Below are 24,917 nucleotides of genomic sequence, written 5' to 3'. Positions count from 1 at the left end.
GCCAGGTGAGCTGGCGTATTATGCGCAGCTTGTTCCGGCAAAAAGGCTATTTGATGAAGGGGAATATTCGAGGGACTATGTATTTACTCAGGAATAATGAATGGAGTATTTATACTGATTACTTAATTTTTGCTAACTTAATTTCTGGATCTTAGCGAAGTGTGAGGCTGAAGCTGTATTGTTTAATAAAACTTTCTTGTGGCCTTATTTTTTGGTGGAACTAACGTGTGGTGCTTAGTAGCTGAGGTCAAAAGTATATTCGCATAGTGCTAAACGATTCTGAGGTATGTTACATGTTCAATTGGCTATGTTACATACTCCTAAAAAAGTCTTATAAAGTGTCTCTATAACCCTGTTCAGTTCATTGGAGAGACAACCAGCCGGCTAGCCAGCATCTGTGTAGATGTTAGCTAGCTATATATACAAGTATACTCGATATAGACAAAAATGTAACCAAAATTTATAAATAACTTACTAGTCATTGAAAAGAGTCTGGCTTGAGTTGCTTATGGTGATTCGGGGGATAAATCAATTCGGGGAGAGGTACGTAAAAGGGAGTATTTGAAGAAATTGTTATAGTTACCCAATAGGCTTAATTCATGTTATCTTTGAGTTATGAAGAAAGTCAACTTAGTCGATGCTGAAAGGCAGCCCTGCGATAGCGATCAGGAGGAACAAGTTTGGCAGGCTTTCAAGCTGGGAAACGATTCCGCTTTTACCAACTTTGTTACGCTGTTTTACCCTGTTCTATTAAAGTACGGTTTACGCATCTGCACTAATTCAGAAACGGTAAAAGATTGTTTGCACAACTTGTTTATTGATATATGGAATCGCCGTAATCGAATGGAGGAAGTGCGATCTATTAAAGCTTATTTATTTACGTCGTTGAGACGTCAACTTTACAAAGAAATTCAGCGATCTCAGTTAGTTTTTTCTGTCGATAAAGTTCTTGATGAGTATGATTTTGAGGTTCAGTTTGCCGTTGAAACAGACATAATTGAGAGTGAAATAAAAGACGAAAATCTTCTGAAACTTCGCGCCAATCTTGAGCACCTGTCGAAACGGCAGCGCGAGGCAATTTATCTGCGCTTCTACCAATCGCTGGAGTATGATGACATTGCACAGATCATGGCAATCAATCATCATTCGGCGGTAAACCTGATTTACGAGGCCCTGAAAATGCTGCGCAAACACTGGAGAGGGGTCGTTTTCATGCTCCTATTCACCTCGTTGTGATTTTTTTTCACTTTTTTTTAGGACTATTCTCACTCTACCCGCTCTTACCTAAGAGTGGCTATAAAACTATGTCCAATCAATGAACGCCTATCATTCATATACAATAGACGACTTCGTTCAGGACGTCTGCTTCCGGGAGTGGGTTTTGAGCCCGGCTCCGGAGCAGGATGATTTTTGGCCAACCTGGTTGATCAACCATCCCGAGCAGGGGGACGCCGTTGAACAGGCAAGAATGATTGTGCTTGGTTTGCGCGTCAAGGATATTTCAATCGATCATCTGGATGTGCCCGGAGCGATTCACCGAATTTTGGAAGACCGGCACATAGTACGCCCCCTACCGGTATACCGGCGTGCCTGGTTTCAATATGCAGCTTCCCTGATACTCTTGTGCGGTGTCGGTGTTGGCTTGTGGCAACGATTTGCACCGGCTACATCGTTCAGTGATAATCAGGTGAGTGCGCAACAAATACTGTCAGCAGACAAGCGGCAATTTGTGAAGCTGCCCGACGGTACGGTCGTTACATTAGAGGCTGGCAGTCACCTCGAAATGAGCAATGATTTTGGTCAGGTAAATCGCGAAGTGACGTTGACTGGAGAAGCATTTTTTCAGGTGACCAAAGACCCGTCGAAGCCGTTTTTAGTCAACACGGGTAAAATAGTTACCCGGGTGTTAGGGACTAGTTTCAGCGTAAAAGCTTATGAGTCAGACAGCCGTATATCAGTGTCTGTCAAGACTGGTAAGGTCACTGTATCTCGGAAAGAAGGGGGGCAGAAAGAGGGTGCGCTGGCCAATGAGGTGATTCTGACTCCGAATCAGCGGGCTGTGTTTATGAGCGACGAAGAGCAACTCATCAAAACGCTGGTCGATAAACCACTACTGGTTAGCCCAAGCACTCTACCAAAATCGTTCGACTTCGTTGAGACTCCCGTTCCTAATGTCTTAAAAACACTGTCGGAAGCCTATGGCGTGGAGATGGTTTATAGCACAGATTTACTGGCAAACTGCAACCTGACGGCCTCGTTGGATAAGCAGGATCTGTACCAAAAACTTGATCTGATTTGCGAGGCTATCCACGCTACGTACAGGGTGGTTGATGGCCGGGTAATTCTAACCGGAAGCGGGTGCAATTGATCGATCCCCTAACCCGGATTCTCGGTCACGGTTCTACCTGAACGTTCTTATAGTTTGATTGATGAGTGCAGTACGATTAATTGATTATCAAGTTTTTACAATAAAAAAAGTCGAATGTGGTGGAGCACATTCGACTTAGGGGTATCCCGGTAATCACCACTCAAAAAATTGGGTGGCAGGGATGTTTTTGACTAACGCTTTACATTCATTCAAAAACAAAACAAACGTATGAAAAAAGTTTTCAATGCGCGTGGCTTTTCATATCAAATTATGAGAATGACCTTTATGCAACTAGTGCTGCTGTCTATCAGCCTAAGCGTGACCTACGCTTTCGACGGCTACGGGCAGGAAGTACTAAACAAGCGGATATCGCTTAAAATGGGGGGGAAGGCCGTGAAAACGGTATTATCTGCGATTGAATCGAAAGCGGATATTCGATTTATCTACAGTCCAAAGTTGATTCAGTCAGAACGTCTTATTACGGTCAATGCACAGAATCAGCCGCTTGGCGTTTTACTGGAGACCATTCTGAAACCGTTGCAGATCAACTACCGGCTGGTAGGCAACGATATAGTGTTGAGTCTGCCGACGCAAAGCATGAACACGTCCTTATCGGCACCGGCTCTGGCGGCAGAATCGGTTCCGCTCGACGAAACGATCACCGGGCGAATCACCGACTCGGAAGGCGAAGGCATTCCCGGTGTCAACGTGGTGATAAAGGGAACTCAACGGGGCGCGGTAACCGATGCGCAAGGTCGTTATCAGATCACGGTTCCCGACCAGAACGCCGTCTTGACGGTTAGTTTTGTTGGGTACGTTAAGCAGGAAATCACGGTAGGCAGTCGCGCAACGATTGACATTGTGCTGGAAGCTGATACCAATTCGCTGAACGAGGTGGTAGTAGTTGGTTACGGTACGCAGCGTAAATCGTCGCTGACGGGGGCCATTGCTTCTGTTTCGGAAAAAGAAATCAGTGCGCTGCCGGTTCCCAACATTTCACAGGCGCTTCAGGGCCGCGCGGCCGGGGTAACCGTAACCAACAACGGAGCACCGGGCGAAGCCCCTATTATCCGTATTCGGGGTGTCGGTACGATCAACAATGCTAATCCACTCTATGTAGTAGATGGCGTACCTGTAGGCGACGGATCAAATATTGACCCCAAAGATGTGCAGTCGGTTGAGGTGTTGAAAGATGCGAGTGCGGCTTCAATTTACGGTTCTCGTGCAGCAAACGGCGTAATCCTGATCACCACCAAACGGTCGAACTCGAAAAAATTGAGCGTTAGCGTAGATTCTTACGTGGGTGTTCAGAGTGCCTGGCGTAAGCTGCCTCTGCTGAATCGGGATCAGTACCTTGCCTACGGAACCGACCTGTTGAACAACGGGGATGCCTACTTCGGTCGGCCCGCTGGTTCTAGTATACCGGCTCGCTGGCAGACAGGGTTAGATCAGCCTATTTATGCGGGTGCTACCCAGACTTTCCGGCAAACCGATACCGATTGGCAGGATGAGATGTTTAGAAACGCAGCTATCCAGCAACACCGGCTCGAACTGACGGGGGGTAACGATGTATCGAAATTCTTCCTGTCGGGTGGCTTTTTCAGTCAGGACGGTATCATGATCGGTACGAACTTCAAGCGGGGAAATATTCGTCTGAACTCAGATCATAAATTAGGAAAGCGGGTTACCCTGGGTCAAACGCTATATCTGGCGTATGATACACGGCGCATCGAGCAGAATGGCGGGTCAATTGGCACACAGATTCGGAACATCATCAATACAATTCCGTACCTGCCCGTCTACAATCCGAACAACCTGGGCGGTTTTGAGGGTGCACGCAACGTAGACGGCACCGACCCATCGAACCCGGTTCGTAACTCACTGTTGAACAGCAACACATCGGAGTCGACAACCGTGTTCGGTACCATGTTCATCGATGTTGAACTGTTTGCGGGCTTGAAGTATCGCTTTCAGGGCGGCATCAACGTTTACAATGGTATTGGCCGGACTGTGAATCCAAGCTTCGATAGCGGACCCGGTGGTTTTGCTTCGCTTAGCTTCGCCAACATCACGCAGGATCGTGGACAATCTATTGCGCCCATCCTGACCAATCAGCTGACCTACAGCCGGACATTTGGCAAGCACACGATCAACGCAACGGCAGTAGCGGAGAAGCAAACGTCGGTATTCTCGAATATCAACGTGGGCGGTACCAACTCAATTACGAACGTCATTATTGAGCCAACCAACCTGGCCAGTCCCCGTATTGGTGCTGGTCGCTTTGAGTCGGCCATTCTCTCGTATGTAGGTCGTTTGAACTACGAGTACTCTGGCAAATACCTCCTGGGTCTTTCGTTCCGTCGGGATGGTTCATCGAAATATGCGCCCGGTCGGAAATGGGGTAACTTCCCGGCACTTTCTGCCGGCTGGCGCGTGAGCGAAGAAGCGTTCATGAAGAACTTCTCGGCGATCAGCGAACTCAAAGTGCGGGGTAGCTACGGTCTGGTAGGTAACAACAACATTGGCGACTACGGCTATCAGGCCACACTGTCGAGCGATCCGTATTATGAGTTCGACCGTACCACGTCGATTCAGAGTCAGGGTTATACCATTCGGAAACTGGCCAACCAGGACCTGAAATGGGAAAGTGTCGAAATGTCGAACATCGGTCTGGACGCCAGCCTGTTGAACGGTAAAGTCTCTTTCTCGTTCGACTATTTCAACAACCTGACGCGCGACATGGTCCTCAACCGGCCAATTCCACCGTCGATGGGTTATGATGAAGCTCCTCTGGCAAACGTAGGTTCGGTGCGGAACCGGGGCGTAGAGTTCCAGGCGGGTTATCAGGCAACGAAGGGCGCACTAACCTGGTCGTTGAGTGGAAACCTCAGTGCCGTGCGCAACAAAGTGATTTCACTGGGCGACGAGGGTAACACCATCTTTGGCGGCGACTGGTATGGTGATAACCTGTCGAGAACGGAGGTTGGTCAGCCTATCGGTTATTTCTACGGCTATCAGACCGACGGTATCTTCCAGAATCAGGGCGAGATCGACGCCTGGAAAGCAACGACCACCGATGCCGTAGCCAACGCAGGCTCACCAAATCCGGGTGATCTTCGCTTCGTCGATACCAACGGTGATGGTGTGATCAACCCAAGCGACAAGGTTAAACTGGGCCATTTTCTGCCGAAGTTCACCTACGGAACCAACTTCTCGGCCCGCTGGAAGGGGCTTGACCTGACCTTGTTCATTCAGGGTGTGGAAGGCAACCAGATCTACAGCACCGTGAAATACAACCTGGAAGGCATGACCCGCCTGTTCAATGCCGGTGCAGCCGTATTGGATCGCTGGACAACGGAAGGACAAGTGACCGACGTACCCAGAGCGGTGGCTGGTGATCCGAACCTGAACGCCCGGGCTTCGAACCGGTTTGTTGAAAGTGGCGCCTACGTTCGGTTGAAAAACCTGACCGTAGGGTATGCGCTTCCCTCGAACTGGCTTACCCCGTTTGGCAGCTCGTTTATCTCGAAAGCTCGTGTCTACGTATCGACCACTAACCTGCTGACGCTTACCGGCTATAAGAGTGGCTACGATCCGGAGATTGGATCGTTTGGTGGCGCTTCGCTGACCAACGGCATTGATTATGGTCAATACCCACAGGCCAGAACCATCATGGCCGGCCTTCAAATAGGATTTTAGCCATCAACGGCTCGATACACAATCGAAAGCCCATTCTTGAAACGACATGAAAAATAACACGTTTAAAATTGCTCTTATCAGTTCGCTTGCCCTCACTTTTTCCTGCAATGACAGCATTCTGGACAAGGTGAATCCCACTCAATTATCAACGGAGACATACTTCAAAACGGGTAACGAACTGGTTACGGGTGTCAACGCGGTATATGCCGGTTGGCAGGGACTGAACCTCTACGGACGCGAATACTTCTTTTTGCACGACCTACGGGGCGATGATATGCAGGCTGGCGGTTCGCAACTCGAAATTCAGCGGGCGCAGTTAATCAATGGTGGTCAGGATGCCTCCAACACGGTTGCCAATGATGTTTGGCTGGGCCTGTACCGGGTTATTCACCGGGCCAACGTAGTCATCAGCTTTGCGCCGGGTGTTACGCAGGGTATCACCGAAGAACTGCGGAACCGGGTAGTGGGTGAGGCCAAGTTTCACCGGGCCTGGTGTTACTACAACCTCGTATCTATCTGGGGTGGCGTTCCGCTTTATAGTACGTTTGCTAATTCGCCTGACGAGAGCCAACCACGAGCCACCGAAGAGCAGGTTTACGAGCTTGTTATCAGTGATCTAAGAGAGGCTATTGCGGGCTTGCCCCTCAAATCGGCTTACTCAGATAATGAGGTTGGCCGGGTGTCTAAGGGAGCGGCTCAGGCTATGCTGGCCCGGGTATACATGCAGCGTGGCGACTACACCGCCGCCAGAGAACAACTAGCTGCTGTGATTGCCTCGAATCAATACCGACTGACCGATGCTTTTGTTGATAATTTCAGAGAGGAAAACGAGTTTAACTCGGAGTCGGTCTGGGAAATCTCGTTTACCGAATCGTTTGGCGGCTTGAACTGGAGCGGCGATGGTAACGGGGTCAACGGTGAAGTAACCATTCGTGGTCAGGAGTATGGCCCTAATGCGTGGCGGAACCTGATTCCCTCGACTAGCTTGCTCAATGAGTTTGAAACACCGGCAAAAGGCGATGCCAAAGCCGATCCGCGTTTCCGGGATTCGTTTTATCAGGTTGGTGACACGTTTAACAACGGCACCGAAACGATAACGGATATGCAGGGTGCCGAGCCAAAAATTAGCTGGAAGAAATACCAGAAAATTTACAAGGCAGCTACCGAGAACTCACAGTCGGGTATCAATTTCCGGGTTATCCGGTACGCTGAGGTGTTGCTGATGATGGCGGAGTGCGAAAATGAAGTTGGCTCGCAGGCAACGGCTGTAACGTACCTGAATCAGGTACGTGCCCGGCCAAGCGTGGCTATGCCTGCTTACCCGACGGCCAATTTCCCAGTCTCGACCAAAGCGCAGGTTTTCAATGCGGTAAGGCATGAAAAGCGGGTTGAACTGGGTGGCGAGCAAATTCGCTACCTGGATATTCTACGCTGGAGGAAGCAGAACAAACTCGCTCAGGAGCCCATTCCTTATTTCCAGCCGAACAGGCATGAGCTGTTGCCAATTCCCCAGACGGAAATAAACAACAACGCCAAGATTAGCCAGGCTGATCAAAATCCGGGCTATTAATTTTCAGCCAATCTATTGATTCATTTACGTACCACCCCTGGCTCAACGAGGGGTGGTACGTTATTTTTCAGCCTGTTCATCATGAGCGTTTTGCGTTTTATCCCCTTCCTGCTAGTATTCGTGCTCTCGCTGGACGCCTGCCAATTTGGTAAAAAGCCGGTGTTTTCGCTGGTGTCCTCCAGCAAGTCGAAGCTCACGTTTGCCAACACGATTACCGAAACCGATAGCTTCAACGTGCTCAATTTCGAGTACATCTATAATGGCGGTGGTGTAGGCATTGGCGACGTAAACAACGATGGGCTACAGGATATTTTCTTTACCGGTAACATGGTGTCATCGCGGCTCTATCTGAATAAAGGCGACCTAACATTCGAAGATATTACCATACCGGCTAATGTTGGTACCACAGCCTGGTGCACGGGCGTGGCCATGGTCGATATTAATCAGGACGGGCGGCTCGATATCTACGTTTGTACCGTGCATCCGGACAAGAAGAAATCAGCCGCTAATCTGCTGTATATTAATCAGGGGAATAACGAATCGGGCGTACCTGTTTTTAAGGAAGAAGCTCAGAAAGCAGGGCTGGCTGATACGAGCTACTCTACCCAGGCCGCCTTTTTCGATTATGATCTGGACGGCGACCTGGATATGTATCTGGTCAATAATGGGCTGGAAGACTATAATCGAAACGTAGCGGTTGGCCAGAAAACAAATGGCACCGGTCGCAGTCTCGATAAACTGTACCGGAACGATGGCCTGCAACCTAGTGGCCTTTCCCGCTTTACCGACGTGTCGCGGCAGGCTGGTATCAATACTGAAGGTTGGGGATTGGGCGTGGTGACCAACGACATTAACCGGGATGGGTACCCTGATCTCTACATCACGAACGATTTCCTGTCGAATGATCTGATGTATATCAACAACGGAGATGGGACGTTCACCAATAAAATCAGTAAGGCTCTTAAACATCAGGAACAGAACGGAATGGGCGTCGATATGGCCGATCTGAACAACGACGGTCTTAATGATATTGTGGCGGTGGATATGTTGCCCGACGATAATCTGCGGCAAAAAACAATGTTTTCCGACATCAATTACGACCAGTTTCAGACAGTCATCAACCGCAACTACCAGCCTCAATACGTTCGAAATACACTCCAGTTGAACAACGGGGCCACCGGACAAGGCCTACCCACATTCAGCGACGTGGGACAGTTAGCGGGCATTGCGGCCACTGACTGGAGCTGGAGCCCCCTGTTGGCCGATTTCGACAACGACGGTAATCGGGACATTCTGATCACCAACGGGTATTCCAAAGATGTAACAGACCTTGATTTCAGCGTTTACTCGAAAGACGCGTCCATGTTCGGGACGAAGGAGGCCAAGCTGCGCAACATCACTAAGGCAACCAATGAGTTGGCCCCGATCGATAAGCCTGATTTTCTGTTCCAAAACAAAGGGAATCTTGTCTTCACCAACGTGGCCGCCGAGTGGGGCATTACCGAACGTGCCGTCAGCAACGGAGCCGCCTACGCTGATCTGGACAATGACGGTGACCTGGATCTGGTCATGAACTCTATCGACAGTGAAGCGCTGCTCTACGAAAATCACATTCAGGACACCGATGCCAAAACGAAGCCCAATTACCTGCGCTTGAAACTGGTGGGGCCGAAAGGAAACCCGGAAGGCGTAGGGGCGAAAGTAACAATCTGGTACAAGGGAGGGCAGCAACAGTATGCCGAGCAGGTGGTGCAGCGTAGCTATACCTCCACCGTTGAACCCTTCATTCATTTTGGCCTCGGTAGCCAATCCGCTATCGACTCGCTGCTGATTGTGTGGCCGGGGCAAAAAGAAGAGCGGCGAAAGGGCGAGAAGGCCAATCAGACGCTCAAGCTCTACGAACAGAAGGCCCGCTCAGGTGCAGCCAGCCCCGCCGGGGCGGGGTTGCCAAACGGGCAGGAGTTGCCCCTGTTGTTTAGTGTAGCGCCAGCCAATACAACGCCCCCTTACAAACAGACGGAACTTGACTTTGTCGACTTCAAGACGACGAGTGTGCTTCCCCGAAAATTCTCACAGTCTGGCCCCGGTATTGCGGTTGGTGACGTGAACGGCGATGGGCTGGATGACTTCATCATCAGCGGATCGGCGGGAAAACCGGCCACTATGTTCCTGCAACGGCCAGACCAGACGTTTTCGATAGGTAACCTGCCCGCCAAAGAGTCGGAGGATATGGGTCTGCTTTTGTTCGATGCTGACAATGATGGTGACCTGGACTTGTACTGTGTGAGTGGGAGCAGTGAGTTTGGTTCCGACGAAAAAGCATACCAGAGCCGACTGTATCGAAACACCGGGAAAGGCACCTATCAACTCGACGGAAGTGCCTTACCCCCCATATCGGCTAGTGGAAGCTGCGTAGTCGCCAGTGACTTTGATAAAGATGGTGATCTGGATTTATTCATTGGCGGGCGGCTTGTGCCGGGGAAGTATCCTACAGCACCGGCCAGCTACCTGCTCAGAAACGACGGAAAAGGACATTTTAGTGATGTTACCGACCAGTTAGCCCCTAATCTCCGACGGCCCGGCATGATTACCAGCGCCCTTTGGACCGATTACGATAACGACGGTTGGGTTGATCTACTGGTGGTGGGTGAGTTCATGCCGATTACCTTCTATAAAAACAGTCAAGGCAAAACGCTGGGCCAACAGTCGGTTGTACTACCCAACTCGGTGGGTTGGTGGAACTCGGTCGTTGGCGGCGATTTTGACAACGATGGGGATATCGACTACGTAGCCGGTAACCTGGGGCTCAACTCGCGCTACAAAGCGTCGCCCGACCAACCAGTTTGCGTATATGCCAAAGATTTCGACGATAACGGGCGCATAGATCCCATTCTCTGCCGATTCATTCAGGGAAAAGAGTACATCACGCACCCTCGCGAAACCCTCACTACTCAGATCGTGAGCATGCGGCGGCGGTTTCTCCAATACAGCGATTATGGTAACGCTACGTTCTCTGATGTGTTCAACGCTGAGCAGCTCAGCGGGGCCCTGATTTTAAAGGCAACCAACATGGCTTCTTCCTACATTCAGAATAACGGCAGTGGTCAGTTTACCATCAGGCCGTTACCGGTCGAAGCGCAGTTTTCACCACTGCTCGGTATGCTTGTCTCCGATGTGAACGGAGACGGAAATCTCGATCTGTTGGGTGTAGGTAACGAGTACAGCACCGAGCCGTTAACAGGTTGGTATGATGCGGGTATAGGTACGTGTCTGCTGGGAAATGGGGCTGGACAATTGGCGGCTTTGCCCGTTAGTAAAAGCGGTTTCCTGGTCGATAAAGATGCGAAAGCACTGGCCGAACTACGACTCGCCAGCGGTCGGCCGTTATATATTGCTACCCAGAATCAGGATAGTCTTCGTCTGCTGACAACTGGCGGTAAAAAAGCTGAGGCGACGGTCAGACTGCGTCCCGGAGATGTGTATGCCTTGACTAAACTGCCGGGCGGGAAAACGCGTAAAACAGAATTTTACTGGGGAAGTGGTTATCTATCCCAATCGTCCAGTGTTATGATTCTCCCGGTAAACAGGCAAAGTGGGTACGTTGCCGATAGCAAAGGGGGCAAGCGGCCATTTTGAGCGGGTGTATTTCTGATTGTAACAGACTCTGTTAGTGAGCGAATTAGTCCATAAAAAAAGCGGAGGCTACTGTTCAGTAGCCTCCGCTTTTTTTATGGACTAAAAATCTATGGTCTATTAGTAACCTGTGTTCTGTGGGAACTTAGGTCCTTCAACCGTACGATCAATCTGCGACTGAGGAATTGGTCTTAGCACGTGGAAGTCTTTGACGTAGGGAGCTGCCTCACGATTCCAGGCTTGCACACGACGGACCAATGATTTGGTACGAACCAGATCCTGATTTCTCATCCATTCGCCAAAAAATTCACGGCTACGCTCGTCCAGAATGAAATCAACCGTTACATCGTTGGCGGTAATCGTCATTGCGGTTGCGGCAGCGGTATTCTGAGCGGCGGTGTTTGTTTTGCGGAAAGCGGCGCGTTGGCGAACAACATTCAGCAATTCAGCAGCCTTTGCTTTGTTACCGGCCATAAGATATGCCTCTGCACCCACCAGATAAACCTCCGAGAAGCGGGTAAGCACCACGGGTCGGGTTGAAGGGTCGTTGAAATTAGTGCCACGGCTCGGGTCCATATGTTTCTTAACAGCAGGGTACAAATTGGAATTCCACGTGCTCGGAGGGGCTACGATGCCTTTGAAAGGCCGGGTTCCAACGAATTGCGGCGCGCCTACCACTTCAAAATCTGGTAGCCACACAGCCGTGTCAACGCCGACCTGCATCGTGTAACCAATCCCGCGTCTATTGTTAGCTGCTGTTGCCGGATTCGTTATGGCTGTATTAGAGATGTAGACCGTGTAGAACGTATTCGCAAACCTTGAGTCTACGTCGCGCTTTACGAAAGCTTGGTCGAGAAAGTAATTTTTGCCGGTGAACTCGCCAGATGTCTGCTTTACACTATTTGGGCGAATACGTGCGTATGGGCGGCCGTAGTAAGAATCTCGCACCATACCTGCTGTTCCAGAATTTACCAACGTACCAGAGGCATTAACAAACGAGTTGATACCGCTGTTGTTTGGATAGTTCCAGTTTGTAAACCATGGGGTCAAGTTATTGGCAAAACCACCACTTTCTCCCGAACCCAATCTATAGTAACCGTATTTGGCATCGTTTGAGTGGTCGCTCACAAACATGGTTTCCTTACCGTAGTCGTTTGCAGGCACAAAAGCGTCACCAAAATCCTGCCACAAGTCTAAACCATAGGTTGATTTAGCAACGATAATATCATTTGAAATTTTGGCCGCCTCTGCAAAATCTGCCTGCGAATTGGTGAGCCATCCACGAGTCAAATAGGCTTTGGCCAGGAAAAACAAAGCGACAGGTTTGGTCGCTGCTTTGCCCAAAAATGGAGCGGTCGGTCTATCCGGTAAAGCAGCGGCAGCCTCAGTCAAGTCTTGAATGATAAGCTTGTACACGTCTAACGCTGGATCTCTTTTGGCGCTCTGTGAAGGAACAGTGATAAACTCAGTGCTCAGGGGAACATCGCCCCACGTTTGCACCAAATAAAAATACCAGAACGCTCTCAAGAATTTGGCTTGCGCCAGATATTGGTTTTTTGTAGCTACTGGCAGGTCAATATTTTGCCCAAACTTCAATACACCATTGATGGTATTGATCGACGTAAACGCTGATCCCCAAGCTGAGCCGAAGTTGCTGCTGTTCAGGCCATTGAACGTATGTACAGGGCCGCCACCACTACTCGCACCCTGAATGAATTCGTCGGTACCAGCCTGCATTTCTGTAGAGAATCCTTCGGTTCCCCATTGGCCGCGAATTTCATTATACACACCGGCAATACCACCCAAAACACCAGATGGACTCTCAAAAAACGAAGGCACAATCTGCGATTGAGGCTTCTCTTCCAGTATACTTTCGCAGCCCAGGCTGGTCAATAACGTGAAGGCAATGAGTGAAATATGTAATTTTTTCATCTTGACTTAAAATTTAAGATTGACGCCCAGTGTGAATTGACGAACCGGTGGGTTGTTCAGGTTTACTGTAACGAAACGGTTGAAATTGCCTCCCTGAACGGTATTACCATAGCCGTTTCCTTCTGGGTCAACTACCAGTTTGTCTCTTACTAATGGCGAATAAATGATGAAAGGATTGGTCGCGTTCAGGTAGATGCGGGCTGAGGTGACACCGATCTTCCGCAGGGCGGCAGCATTAACTGTGTATCCTAAGTTGATACTTCTCATTTTGATGAAAGAACCATCCTGATACGACGTAGTCGATGTAAAGTTCCGAACGCCACCACCGGCATCAGGTCTTGGGAACGCGTTGGTTGGGTTCTCCGGTGTCCAGTAATCCATCATGATTTGGTTTGAACGTCCCTGGTTTAGGAAGCCAAAACCAGAGCCACCACCCGACGTACCTGACAGATAGGGCACCACTACTTTCATTCCCATGCGGGCGAACGTCACAACCGACAAATCGAATCCTTTGTAGCTGATTCGGTTGGTCAAACCTCCTTCCCATTTGGGCTGGAAATTGCCGATGATCTTCCGGTCATTGGCATCGATAACACCGTTGTTATCGACATCTTCAACCCGGATTTCGCCCGGAAGCTGCACCGGCGATCGCTGAGCTGTCAGCGAGCCATTATCGAGGTCTGCCTGTTGCCAGATACCGATTTTATTGTGGTCGTAAATGACGGTGAGTGGCTGACCAACAAACCAAAAATTGCCTTTATTGTCTAATTCCTGCGGTGTTGTTAACTGCGTAATTTTTTCCCGGTTGAAGAAGTACAATACATCAGCGCTCCAGTTGAAACCGCTTTTATTTCTGAAAATGTCGAACGTCAGCGATGATTCAAAGCCTCGGCCTTCAGTTCTACCCAGGTTTTTCAGCGTAGAACCAGCCCCGTTACTTTGTGGAAGGTTTACCGAAAGCAGGATGTCTTTAGTTTGCTGATAATACACATCAAATGTTCCGGTAATACGGTTGTTGAATAAACCGACTTCTAAACCGATATCTGACTGAGCCGTAGACTGCCAGCCCAAATCAGAGGCCGGTAACTGAGTCACGGTGTAGCCAAGTGCCTGTCCTGCCACCGTTGTTCCGAAGTTGTAGTATCCCGTCGACAGTGCCCCCAGGGTGGCATAAGCACCTACGTTACGGTTACCTGAAATACCCCAGCCTCCGCGTACTTTCAGATTCGAGAAAGCTGGCACGTTTTTCATGAAGGGTTCCTCAATAACGTTCCAGCTCAAACCAATGGCCGGGTAGTTGAAATACTGATTACCTGGTGATAGGGTAGAGGAACCATCTCTACGGAACGTAGCCGTCAGCACGTACTTGTCATTGAATGTATAGTTCAAGCGGGCCATGTACGAAACCAGACCAGTCTCAGCAAAGCTACCACCACCCGTAGGCTGCCCGGAAGCCAGTGAGAAATTGGCTGTTTTGATGTAATCGGCAGGTACCCCCCTCACGTTGAAATTACTGCCCAAATTATGGTTTTTGGTAATTTCATACAAAGCCGTCAGGCCAAGCCGATGTTTTGTGGCAAACGTTTTATCATAATAAAGCAAATGCTGCATGTTCACGTCCCAATACTCGGTATTTCTGATGTCAGCATTGGATACACTTTGATCGACACCCGTGTTCACGAATGTATTTGGTGGCCCGTATCCGTTGAAACTAGTTTGACTATAGTTTAGACCGGCGTTAAATCGATAGCGTAGCCCGTCTAAAATGCCAACTTCGGCATACAAACTATTGAAGGTTCTGATTGCCCGCTCTTGCGAAAGAATATCGTCACCACGAGTAATGAGCGTGAGTGGAGTTACCGCCTGTGCTTCGATCGTTCCTCGTTTAGGGTTTAAGATGAGCGTACCGTCAGTCTCATAAGGCCTAATTAGTGGTGATAAACGCACCAGTTCCGTCGGAACACCTCCACCCGCAGGGTCATTTCTATAGGTAAGTGTATTGATAGTATTTAAGCCTACTTTCACCCGCTTGCCAATTTTCTGGTCTAAAGTGGCCCGAATATTCATACGCGAAAAATCCTGGTTCGGCATGATACCTGTTTCGTTGAAATAACCGATACCCATACCATACTGCGTATTCTCAACGCCACCCTGCAACCCAATTTGATGGCTTGTGTTGAAGCCCTGTCTGTACAACAGATCCTGCCAGTCGGTAGAAACACCGGCGGCCAGATTGGCCCGCTCTTCTTCCGTAAGGGGATACGCTGTTGTACCGGCTCCCTGTGTGTTCAGGGCTGCTGATTGTTCCTTGAACGTTGCGTATTGTTGTCCGTTCATGACATTGTACTTACCCATAATGCTTGTCACGCCATGGTAGCCGTCATATGACAGGACTGGTTTGCCAACTTTACCCCGCTTGGTCGTAATCAGAATAACACCACCGGCACCCCGTGAGCCAAAAATGGCCGTTGCTGAAGCATCTTTCAAGATTTCGAGATTAGCAATGTCGTCCGGGTTAATATCATTCAAACCGCCAAACGGAATACCGTCAACCACCACAAGCGGACCGTCGAGACCATCACCATTACCAGTTGTCAGCGAGCGGTTACCACGGATACGGATACTTCCCTGGCTACCGGGCGTAGAGCCATTACTGACAATAGACACCCCGGCCGCCCGGCCTTTGAGTTGGTTGAGCAGGTTAGGAGCCGGTACTTCCTTAAGCGTGGCTTCGGTAACCGAAACTACAGAGCCTGTTACATCCCGCTTGCGCTGAGTACCATAACCTACTACTACTACTTCATTGAGCGTTTTATCATCTGAAGCAAGCGTAAGGTTAACCGTCGATTGGTTGCCAACGGTTACTTCCTGCGTGATGAAACCAATGTACGAAAACACCAAGACGGCATTGTCCGGAACTGTCAACTTATAGTTACCATTCACGTCAGTGCTTGTGCCTCGGGTTGTTGTTTTGATTTGAACGTTTACACCGGGTAAGCCCTGTCCGCTTTCATCAATGACACGACCAGAAACCTGCGTGTCTTTAGCTTCGTTTAGTGACTCGGTAGCGTTGCTCTGCTGCTGAATCACCGACGGAGCCAACACGCGCTTGATGACAATTTGCTTACCGGCTAACTCATAACCCAGATTCAGAGGTGTCAGAATCTGTTTGAGCACCGAGAAAAGAGGCTCGTTTTTTGCCTCGAAGCTGATCTTCCGTTGCGATTGAGCAATTTCACGGCTGAATAAAAAACGCACGTCAGTCTGTTTCTCGATTCGCTTGATAATCGTTTCAACATCTTGATTCTGTGCTGAAATACTGACACGCCGGTCTAGTATTTCCTGAGCTTTACCGTCAAAGGCAAAGTTGATATTGGTCAGGATAAGCGCAAGCAGAATCTGCACGCTTGACACTTTCATAATCCTGGTCCAAATAGTTCGGTTGAATAAAATTTGGTACATATTTTTTTGGGTAATTGTCTTCAGGTTAAAAATTTGCATTCAGACAAACATTTCTAATTGGAAATAAACATGTCTATTCGACACATTTATTAAACTGAGTCTAGACTTTCTGAGAAGTCGTGCGCCATTTTTTAGTTGCAAAGACGTAGTTATTACATCATATTGAGCAGGGGTTTTAGATTACATTGGTTTACAGCCTTTACTAGAAATAATGATCTGATTATCGACAAGTTCAAATGAAGAGTCGATAGTAAGGCAGATAAGACGAATTTTTTCCAGAAAAGGCATGTCACTTAGATCACCGGTAAAAGTGCACTGACTAAGTAGGGTTCGATCATAGTCGATAGGCATATGATAACTACTTTCCAACTGATCAAATATGCCTGAAACGGCAGCGTAGTTAAAGGTCAATGGTTGCGAAATGAGTGCAGATGAATCAGCCGGTGTAGGGGAGGGTTTGCTTTTTATAAGCTTCTGAGATTCAGGCCCTAAATTGAGTTGTTCATTCACAGTGAGCAGGATCGTATCTGCTGGTGTTTGAGTAGACGATACGGTGACTTTTCCCGTTTTTACGCGCACCTGTGCAGAAGGCTCTGCGGTGAAGGCACGTACCTGAAAACTTGTACCTACCACCCTGGCGGTCAGGCTCGCGGTGTAAACGACGAATGGCCTGGACGGATTTTTTGCCACTTCAAAGAAGCCTTCACCCTGAAGGAAAACTTCGCGAAATGCCTGGTTCATCTGCTTCCGAAACCGAAGCTGACTGCCCGTTGATAAAAGAACGGAGGAGTTGTCGGGTAATAGCACCACCATGGGTTGGCCCGATATGTTTTTCACAATTTTCCAGCCTCCCCTGTCAGTTAGCTGTTCCTGCGGCACGCGCGACTGCCGGAAAAAATGGATGGTTGGCTGGCCTAATTGCCAGATAAAGAGCAAGCACAGTAGGGCGGCAGCAACAGCCCAACGGCCATAATGCCAACTAAAAATGGGTCTTTCGGGTGTAAATGGTCGAGCAGGGTCATTGAAGAGCTGCATCACTTTAGCACGTACCTGAGCGTCAGATACGGGTTGCTCTGTTGCCTGGATGGCTAACAGGGTTACTACTGCCTGCTCATAGAGGTCTCTTTTCTCTGGGTACAGGACAAGCCACTGTTGCCAATACAACTGATCTTCCGGGCGTCGTTCCCTAACCCAGGTCCGAAACGCGGCATTTTCCAGAAAGTCTTCAATGCTCGTAAGCGATTCGGGTAACGAGTCCATTAGTACTTTTCTACTATTTTTGATGATAGTATGAAGTACGTCGCTGGTTATACCCTTATTTAAGCTAAGAAATTATTAATAATGACATAAAAAAGTACAAATACTGGGTGTAACCACTTAGAACGCAGTTTATTGAGTGCTTTTTGTAGTGAATTGGAAACCGATTGTCGATTCACATCCATGATTTCTGCAATTTCTGGTATCGACAAGTTCTGGTAGTACCTCAAATACAGCGTTTCGCGTTCGCGAGCTGGTAAGGCGGCCATTTGAGCGCTTATCGTTTTGGTAAGGCTATCAACTGATTCCTGTTGGATCAGCAAGGTTTCAGCGTCGATGTCTTCACCCAGAAAGGTATTCCAGTCAAATTCTTCGTAGACTTTTCTTTTTTGAATTCGTATATATTGTAAAATGTGATGCCTCAACGATTTTAAAAGATAGTGTTTCACCGAATCGGTGTCATTAATCCGAATTCGATTTTGCCAAAGCTGTAAAAACAGCTCCTGAATACAGTCTTCGACTTCCGACTTGTCGATCATGAACTTTAATCCATATTGTCTAAGCATACGGTAATAGCGCTCGGCTAACTTACCTAATGCCTGTCTGTCTCCCTCACGGTAAGCGGTCCATAAGGTGCGATCAATGGTTTGAGTACTCATGATTATTGGATAATAAATTCAGAACAACTAGAAGTAAGGGGTGCTTTTGTGCCGCAGTTAATTTATTTCCTTTGTAACACTTGAAAAAATTTAGTTGAAAAGAGTAAAAATTTGACTTAGAACATGTAGCAAGTCATCTAGACGAACTTTATTTAAGCGTAATTTTTGCTGATAATTATAAAAAAACGGTCACTTTTAGTATCAAAAATAAGGTGGTAGCGTAGGGTGCGCGAATGACCGCGTGAAGCCTGATAGGTAGTGCGTATGACTAAAGGCCGATTCCCTGCGGATCGTGTAGCGTAAGTATTGATCTACAAAGTACAAGTATTTTTAATTCAGTATTAACTATGAAATTATCAAGAAAGTGTGTTATATTAACCTTTACACAAGAAGTCTTAGTACGAGCGGTAAGAATAGTTGATTTATAGTAGCTATATGTACAGTTAAGTAACATTTACTCTGATTGAGTGCCAGAAAATCTGGAAATGTGCCTATGCCGCTGTCAGGATATGCTGCACCATGTCCAGATATATGCCTTCATAGTCAGTACCAAGGCGAAAGTGGGTAGCTCGGGGAATCTATTTATGTTGCGCTTACATTCAATCAAACTTGGTAAGCCATATGAACCGCATCGGGCTGAATTATCTCCTGCTAGTCATGCTCCTCGTCAGGTCGGGCAACGCGACCGTATGGGCGCAGGTGGTGCAACAGGCTACCCTTACAGGCCAGATCACCAACGCTACCGACGGACAGCCGCTTCCCTTTGCCAGCGTTTACCTGAATGGAACCACACGGGGAACTGTGACAGATGAAAAAGGCCGGTTTACATTGGGAAATGTGTCGTTCGGAGCCAACGAACTGGTGATTTCATACACCGGATTTACGCCAGTTCGTCAGCCGATTCGGGTTATTGAGAAAGCACCTAATCCTGTGGCTATTGCCCTAATTCCGGTAGCGAACATGCTGACTGGTCTGGTTGTAACGGCAAAAAAAGATAAGGTATGGCTCCGACAGGTCAACCAGTTCGAGCGTGACCTGATCGGAACGTCGCCGTTTGCCCGGCAGTGTGTGCTGACCAATCCGGAAGTGCTTCAGTTCGAGGAGTCTGGCGGACTGTTGATTGCCACTGCCCGGGAGCCACTGGTCATTAGAAACGAGGGACTGGGCTATAAACTGACCTACACGCTGGCGGCTTTTCGAAGCCAAAGTCGAACCGGCAAAGTCGTTTTTGGCGGAACAACGTTATTCAGTGAGTTGCAACCGGAGTCGCCCAGGCAGGTGCAGGATTGGCAACGCAACCGACAGAGGGCGTATGTGGGTTCACTTCGTCACCTGATGGCCAGCCTTGCAGCGGGTACGCACGAACAAGAGGGATTTCTGGTGTATCAGACTGACCCCGCCCGGCCACTGCTGGCCAACCCACCTCCCATGTTAACCAGTGAGTTGGGGCGTCACCTGAAACCGTTTAACGTTGGTGGGCAGATAACGCCAGGTGCGTTGCCGCACGAGCGATGGCTGGTGAGCAGCAGTCCGCTCGAAGTTTTCTACACCCGGATCGCCTCGCGTGAATCACCGTACCGGGATGCTCAATATGCTTTTTCGCAGCTTGTCTTACCTCAACAATCCATTGGGTTTACCGTATCTGGGAAAATCGTTGCTCCTCGTGGTTTCGATGCCGTGGGCTATCTCAGCAGCGACAGGCTGGCCACTGCGCTGCCCGACGATTGGAATACGGCGGAGGCTGCCCAGCAACCCAATAGTCGACCGAATGCGAAACGTAGCCAGCCAGCAAGTGATCAAGTGGCCGGTGAAGCTACGCTCGATTCACTGGTTCAACGCTGGAAAGTTGAAGCGGCGGGGCTGGCACCGATTGTGTTTGTACACATCGATAAGCCACTCTACCTCACAGGTGATCGAATCTGGCTGAGTGGGTACGTGCTGGATCCGCCATCTCAACGTTGCGATACCGCCCGCGTTGGCCCTGCGCTGAATGTTGAACTTTGGTCGGCAGCCAATACGCTCGTACAGCACCAATGGTTACCAGTTGAGACCGGACGAACGGAAGGCGTTTTTCGCTTGTCCGATACCTTGTATACGGGCACCTATACATTAAGGGCATACACCGATGTTGATCGGCAGATGGGAGGGCCTGCCTTTGAGCGACCGGTCTGGGTGGTCAATCACCGCGAAAAGTCAGTAGACCAACCTGCACAGGATCAACCGGCAAAGGTGGTGGATCAGGCCGCTTTTTTTGATGGGAGTTACATAGTAGAGGCACCGGGAGCACCGTATCGAACGACTGTTTTACTAGATAGCACCCAACTGACGCTAACGCTGGATGCTCGGCCGAAAACCGGCTTTCCAGCTGTCTTTCTGTTGGTCGAAGCAAGGGCGAAACTGGTACATACGCTACGCATACCCATACAGGCAGTAAGCACAACGGTACGCTTATCGACCCTGACCTGGCCATCTGGAACCGCTTTACTGTCGCTGATGGACAGTACTGGCCGTATCTGGTCTCAGCGATCGGTGCAGGTACCGGAGCGGGCAAGTCCTGTTCAGGCCAGCGTGACCTATACTCCAGCCAGAACTGATACCGATACCGCCGCCCTGCTTGTTGTCTTGCAGGATGAAGTTGGGCGACCCGTGCAGGCACAGGTGTCTATTGCCATTACCGATGCTGATCTGGTTCCTGCCGATTCGTTGGCTACTGACCTGCCGAGACATCTCATCGCCATGCCGAGTCGTCGGGTAACGTACCCAGCCACCGCTACGATTACCCCCGATATCACGCTTCGCGGTAGGGTGCTGACCAGGGAAAAACTACCCGTTATTGTAGAGGTCATCGCGACAGATAAGCAGGGTGTGCTGAAGCGGACAGTGCAGACTACTGCGGACGGCCTATTTCAGGTCAGCCAACTCGCGCTAACCGATACGGCCCGCCTGATGGTGACGCTGACGAATCGAAAGGGGAAGCCAATCAATGGAACCGTGTCATTTGGCCAGCAGTCTGCTCCGTTTAGGACAGTGACCGGTTGGGCCGATACTCCCAATTTGCTGGCTCGTTGGCGATCGCTGATCCAGGCCGGTCAGCAGCGGCAACGGGCAGATTCCGCATTCTACAGACAGACCGATGCCCGTCAGTTGCGTGAGGTCGTTGTCCGTGCCACACGCCCGGTTGACGAACGCCCCGCCGATGTTCAGTTACGCAGTTTGCACAATCAGGTAGATCAGACAATCGTGCTGGATGAGCAGACGATGTTCTTCGAAAATGTCTATTTTCTGATCCAGGCGAAGGTGGCGGGCATTCGGGTTGAACCTGTGCTGACGAACGGACGAACCGCTTATTCGGTGAAATTTCCGGGCGCATCGTCAATCATGAACGCGAAAGTGGCGGCGCAGACCAGTTTTAGTCCACCGCCGCCCAAAGCACCTGCCGATGCAACAATGCAAAATCCGCTGTTCCTGATGGATGGGTTTCCTGTCAATGACAACGACGGGACACAGCTACTCGCCTTTTCCCCGTCAACGATCGAACGTATTGAAGTGCTGAAAACCGGGGCTATCTCATCGATATACGGGGCCAGTTCGAGCCGGGGTGTCATTGCGTTATACACAAAAACAACCCGTGACCTTGCCAAACTGAAGGGAATCAGCCGTTACGAAGTGCCAGGCTACGCTTCGCCTCAACCGTTCCAGATGCGCAAGGCTACCAGTGGTAACGTACCTGAACAACGCGACGTACTGGTCTGGGAGCCATTGGCCGAGACCAACCCGGAGGGTCAACTTCGACTACCGGTAACGCTCTCCCGAACTACCCGTAGACTTCGGGTCACTATTCAGGGCATCTCTACTACCGGACAGGCTATTTCGTGTGTTCAGTTGTTGCCTGTGAGTGTGGCAAAGTAGTTGTCAATCAGCCGAAAAGTACTTTAGCGGCGGCCAGATCCTGCCGGTGTGCTTCCACGGCATTCATGGTATTGGGCGAACCCGTTTCCAGGCATTGTTCCATGACAATCAGCGGTTTTACCCCTATTGTTCTCAATGCAGTCATAAGTCGTGGGTAATCAATGTCTCCGGTGGCCGTGAATGTCTCGGACCATATACCGCCTTTCGATTGTCGGACGTGCATTTCCACTATACGCTCGCCGTACAATTTCACCACATCGAACAAGGCTATCTGCGAGTTCTCTGAGCCCCGGTACACCCAATGCGCATCCAGACAGAGTTTTACGTTGGCCGGGTCGCTGCCCAGCATCATGTGGTGAAACTCGCGGGCGGCGGCCCGGTGTTCGGGCGCGTGTGTGTGGTAAGCCAGTATCATACCGCGTTTTCTGAGCTCAGCACCCAATCGGTCCAGGTTACGTACCTGTTCGGTCAGTTCATTATCCGATTTGTTGTCGGCCGATCCCCATTTTATTGGATTGGGATTTGTTACGATGATTCGCGTACCCAGGGTTTTGGCCAGGTCGGCAATCGCTAATGCCGCGGTAATGGAGTTGGTGGCTTCATCGGCTTGGTGAAGCGAGCTGTTCACGTAGAGTGATGGCATGGTCAGACCATACTTTTTTAGCAGTGGCCCCAACGCCTGCACCTGCTTCAGCGAATCGACACCGGGTTCGTAGGCGGTAAAGCCCGATTGCACAAAATCACGGAGCGACGCGTCGGGGTCCTGCATCCACGTTTTTCCGGCCCGGTTATAAAACGTATTCCAGGTGTATGAGTTACAGGCGATAAGCCCTGATGCCATTGGCTGCTCTGGCATGGGCAACGCTGCCGCGTGGGCCGCTGACAAAGCAACGGTTGATGTGGCGAGTGCGGCAGTGCCCAGCCCAATCGATTCAATAAACTGGCGGCGTGAGGTAGACATAATACATGTGGTGGTTCTGGCTGTAAAGGCGCAACCAGGACCAATTTCCCGATAGGGTTCGCTTTTTAGGTTGCGAAAGCCGTCTGAATGCCGGATTTTTGATGGTTAACTTGTACTCTTTCATCGTCTCGCATTCATGCATATTGCCATTACTGGAAATATAGGGGCTGGCAAAACCACGTTGGCCCAACTTTTAGCGTCTCATTACGGCTGGGATGTACTCTTTGAAGCAGTGGAGGGAAACCCGTATCTGTCTGACTTTTATGGCGATATGGCCCGGTGGTCGTTTCATCTGCAAATCTATTTCCTGAACAGCCGGTTCGAGCAGGTGCAGAAGATCAGGGCATCCGGGCGAAGCATTATTCAGGATCGAACGATCTACGAAGACGCTTTCATCTTCGCCAAAAACCTGTACGACACAGGAAAGATGATTCCCCGCGACTACGAAACCTACCGTAATCTGTTCGATAACATGGTTGGTATGGTTCGCCCACCCGACCTGATGATCTACCTTCGTGCCGAACTGCCTAAGTTAACGGGGCAGATCAAAAAGCGCGGCCGTGATTTCGAACAGTCGATCAGCCCCGATTATTTGCAAAGTTTGAATGTATTGTACGAAGATTTTGCTCAGACCTATGCCGCTGGCGACTTATTGATTATCGATGTCAATGACCTCGACTACGCCAACCGCCCCGACGATTTACAGCACGTAATTTCGATGATAGACAGGCAGTTATCGGTGAAAGTGTAGAAATAAGTTTGATGTTTAACGTTTCGGGTTTGACGTGCTCTGCTAACTACAAACCGGTAAGTAAGCGGAGCACGTCAAACCCAAAACGTCAAACGTCAAACTCATTTCAGCGAATAGCGTACCGGGCGGGGTTTGTCGACCATGAGTAGGATGCCCTGAGCGGTCAGTTCGCGGAGGAGTTTGGTAGCCCGGTACTCCGACATATTGACCAGTTTAGCCAGTCGCTCGGCGCTGATGCTGTCGTTTTTCCTGAGAAACTGAAGCAGATTTTTGACGGCCGTTGTTTGCAACAACTTGCTGTCTACCGCCTGAATATCGAGCGTCAGGCGGGTTGTGGGCACCGACTTATCTCGTTGCCGGACGTAGATAGTACGGTCGCCGCGTTCATTCAGGGCGGTGTGTGGTTTTTCGTCACTTTCCGGAATGGTGAGCAACAACACTGTTTTCCCGTCTTGCCTGCGGGTTTCGTAACTGATGGTGATCGATGGTTCGATGAGAAAATCAGTAGCCCGCTCAATTTTTTCCATCTCCTTGTATTCCGACTCGATGCCCACAATTTTTCCGTCGTCGGCCACACCGATAAGCAACGTACCCCCACTCGTGTTCGAGAACGCCGTCAACGTTCGGGCAATGCGGTAGGGCGTCGACAGCGTACTTTTAAACTCAAGCTGCGTGCCTTCGCCCCGGGCGATCAGGTCAGATAGAGTAACCATAAA

General features: G+C 49.7%; 13 protein-coding genes. 7 read left to right on the top strand and 6 right to left on the bottom strand.

Features of this window, described 5'->3' with window-relative positions; genetic code table 11:
* Positions 1 to 615 precede the first annotated feature (615 nt).
* The 5 genes from ACAW87_RS13065 (at position 616) to ACAW87_RS13045 (ending at position 11,273) form a co-directional block, all read left to right on the top strand.
* On the top strand, positions 616 to 1,236 hold the full coding sequence (locus ACAW87_RS13065; RefSeq protein WP_370723839.1) for an RNA polymerase sigma factor: 621 nt from the start codon (positions 616 to 618) through the stop codon (positions 1,234 to 1,236).
* Positions 1,237 to 1,315: 79 nt separating this feature from the next.
* Entirely contained in the window at positions 1,316 to 2,368 is a 1,053-nt protein-coding gene (locus ACAW87_RS13060) for a FecR family protein (RefSeq protein WP_370723838.1), read from the top strand.
* A gap of 270 nt (positions 2,369 to 2,638) precedes the next feature.
* Positions 2,639 to 6,067 (top strand): TonB-dependent receptor, encoded by a 3,429-nt coding sequence (locus ACAW87_RS13055; RefSeq protein ID WP_370723837.1) that lies wholly within the window; start codon positions 2,639 to 2,641, stop codon positions 6,065 to 6,067.
* Between the two features lie 46 nt (positions 6,068 to 6,113).
* Positions 6,114 to 7,637 (top strand): RagB/SusD family nutrient uptake outer membrane protein, encoded by a 1,524-nt coding sequence (locus ACAW87_RS13050; RefSeq protein ID WP_370723836.1) that lies wholly within the window; start codon positions 6,114 to 6,116, stop codon positions 7,635 to 7,637.
* Between the two features lie 81 nt (positions 7,638 to 7,718).
* Positions 7,719 to 11,273 (top strand): VCBS repeat-containing protein, encoded by a 3,555-nt coding sequence (locus tag ACAW87_RS13045; protein ID WP_370723835.1) that lies wholly within the window; start codon positions 7,719 to 7,721, stop codon positions 11,271 to 11,273.
* Between the two features lie 117 nt (positions 11,274 to 11,390).
* Here ACAW87_RS13045 and ACAW87_RS13040 read toward each other — a convergent pair whose 3' ends face one another.
* The 4 genes from ACAW87_RS13040 to ACAW87_RS13025 all read right to left on the bottom strand — a co-directional run bounded on the left by ACAW87_RS13040 (position 11,391) and on the right by ACAW87_RS13025 (position 18,580).
* Positions 11,391 to 13,202 carry a RagB/SusD family nutrient uptake outer membrane protein gene (locus tag ACAW87_RS13040; RefSeq protein WP_370723834.1) on the bottom strand — a complete coding sequence of 604 codons (1,812 nt, stop codon included), beginning with the start codon at positions 13,200 to 13,202 and terminating at the stop codon, positions 11,391 to 11,393.
* Positions 13,203 to 13,208: 6 nt separating this feature from the next.
* Positions 13,209 to 16,622: a TonB-dependent receptor gene (locus tag ACAW87_RS13035; protein ID WP_370723833.1), complete on the bottom strand. Its 3,414-nt coding sequence runs from the start codon at positions 16,620 to 16,622 to the stop codon at positions 13,209 to 13,211.
* A gap of 222 nt (positions 16,623 to 16,844) precedes the next feature.
* Entirely contained in the window at positions 16,845 to 17,924 is a 1,080-nt protein-coding gene (locus tag ACAW87_RS13030) for a FecR family protein (RefSeq protein WP_370723832.1), read from the bottom strand.
* 59 nt (positions 17,925 to 17,983) lie between these two features.
* Positions 17,984 to 18,580: an RNA polymerase sigma factor gene (locus ACAW87_RS13025; RefSeq protein WP_370723831.1), complete on the bottom strand. Its 597-nt coding sequence runs from the start codon at positions 18,578 to 18,580 to the stop codon at positions 17,984 to 17,986.
* A 621-nt stretch (positions 18,581 to 19,201) separates the two neighbouring features.
* Between ACAW87_RS13025 and ACAW87_RS13020 the strand changes: the two genes are divergently transcribed.
* A complete protein-coding gene (locus ACAW87_RS13020; protein WP_370723830.1) occupies positions 19,202 to 22,489 on the top strand; it encodes a carboxypeptidase-like regulatory domain-containing protein in 3,288 nt (1,095 codons plus the stop codon).
* A gap of 7 nt (positions 22,490 to 22,496) precedes the next feature.
* On the opposite strand, the gene ACAW87_RS13015 is transcribed toward ACAW87_RS13020, so the two are convergent.
* Complete coding sequence (locus ACAW87_RS13015) at positions 22,497 to 23,450, bottom strand: sugar phosphate isomerase/epimerase family protein (protein ID WP_370723829.1); 954 nt, start codon at positions 23,448 to 23,450, stop codon at positions 22,497 to 22,499.
* A gap of 136 nt (positions 23,451 to 23,586) precedes the next feature.
* Between ACAW87_RS13015 and ACAW87_RS13010 the strand changes: the two genes are divergently transcribed.
* The gene (locus tag ACAW87_RS13010) at positions 23,587 to 24,201 is read left to right on the top strand and encodes a deoxynucleoside kinase (RefSeq protein WP_370723828.1); all 615 of its coding nucleotides are present in this window, start codon (positions 23,587 to 23,589) and stop codon (positions 24,199 to 24,201) included.
* Positions 24,202 to 24,302: 101 nt separating this feature from the next.
* Here ACAW87_RS13010 and ACAW87_RS13005 read toward each other — a convergent pair whose 3' ends face one another.
* Positions 24,303 to 24,914, bottom strand: coding sequence for an AlbA family DNA-binding domain-containing protein (locus ACAW87_RS13005; protein WP_370723827.1), 612 nt, complete (start codon positions 24,912 to 24,914; stop codon positions 24,303 to 24,305).
* Between the last annotated feature and the right edge of the window lie 3 nt (positions 24,915 to 24,917).

It is taken from the genome of Fibrella aquatica, assembly GCF_041321135.1.
GTDB lineage: Bacteria > Bacteroidota > Bacteroidia > Cytophagales > Spirosomataceae > Fibrella > Fibrella aquatica.
This window is presented reverse-complemented; position numbering and strand designations above follow the sequence as displayed.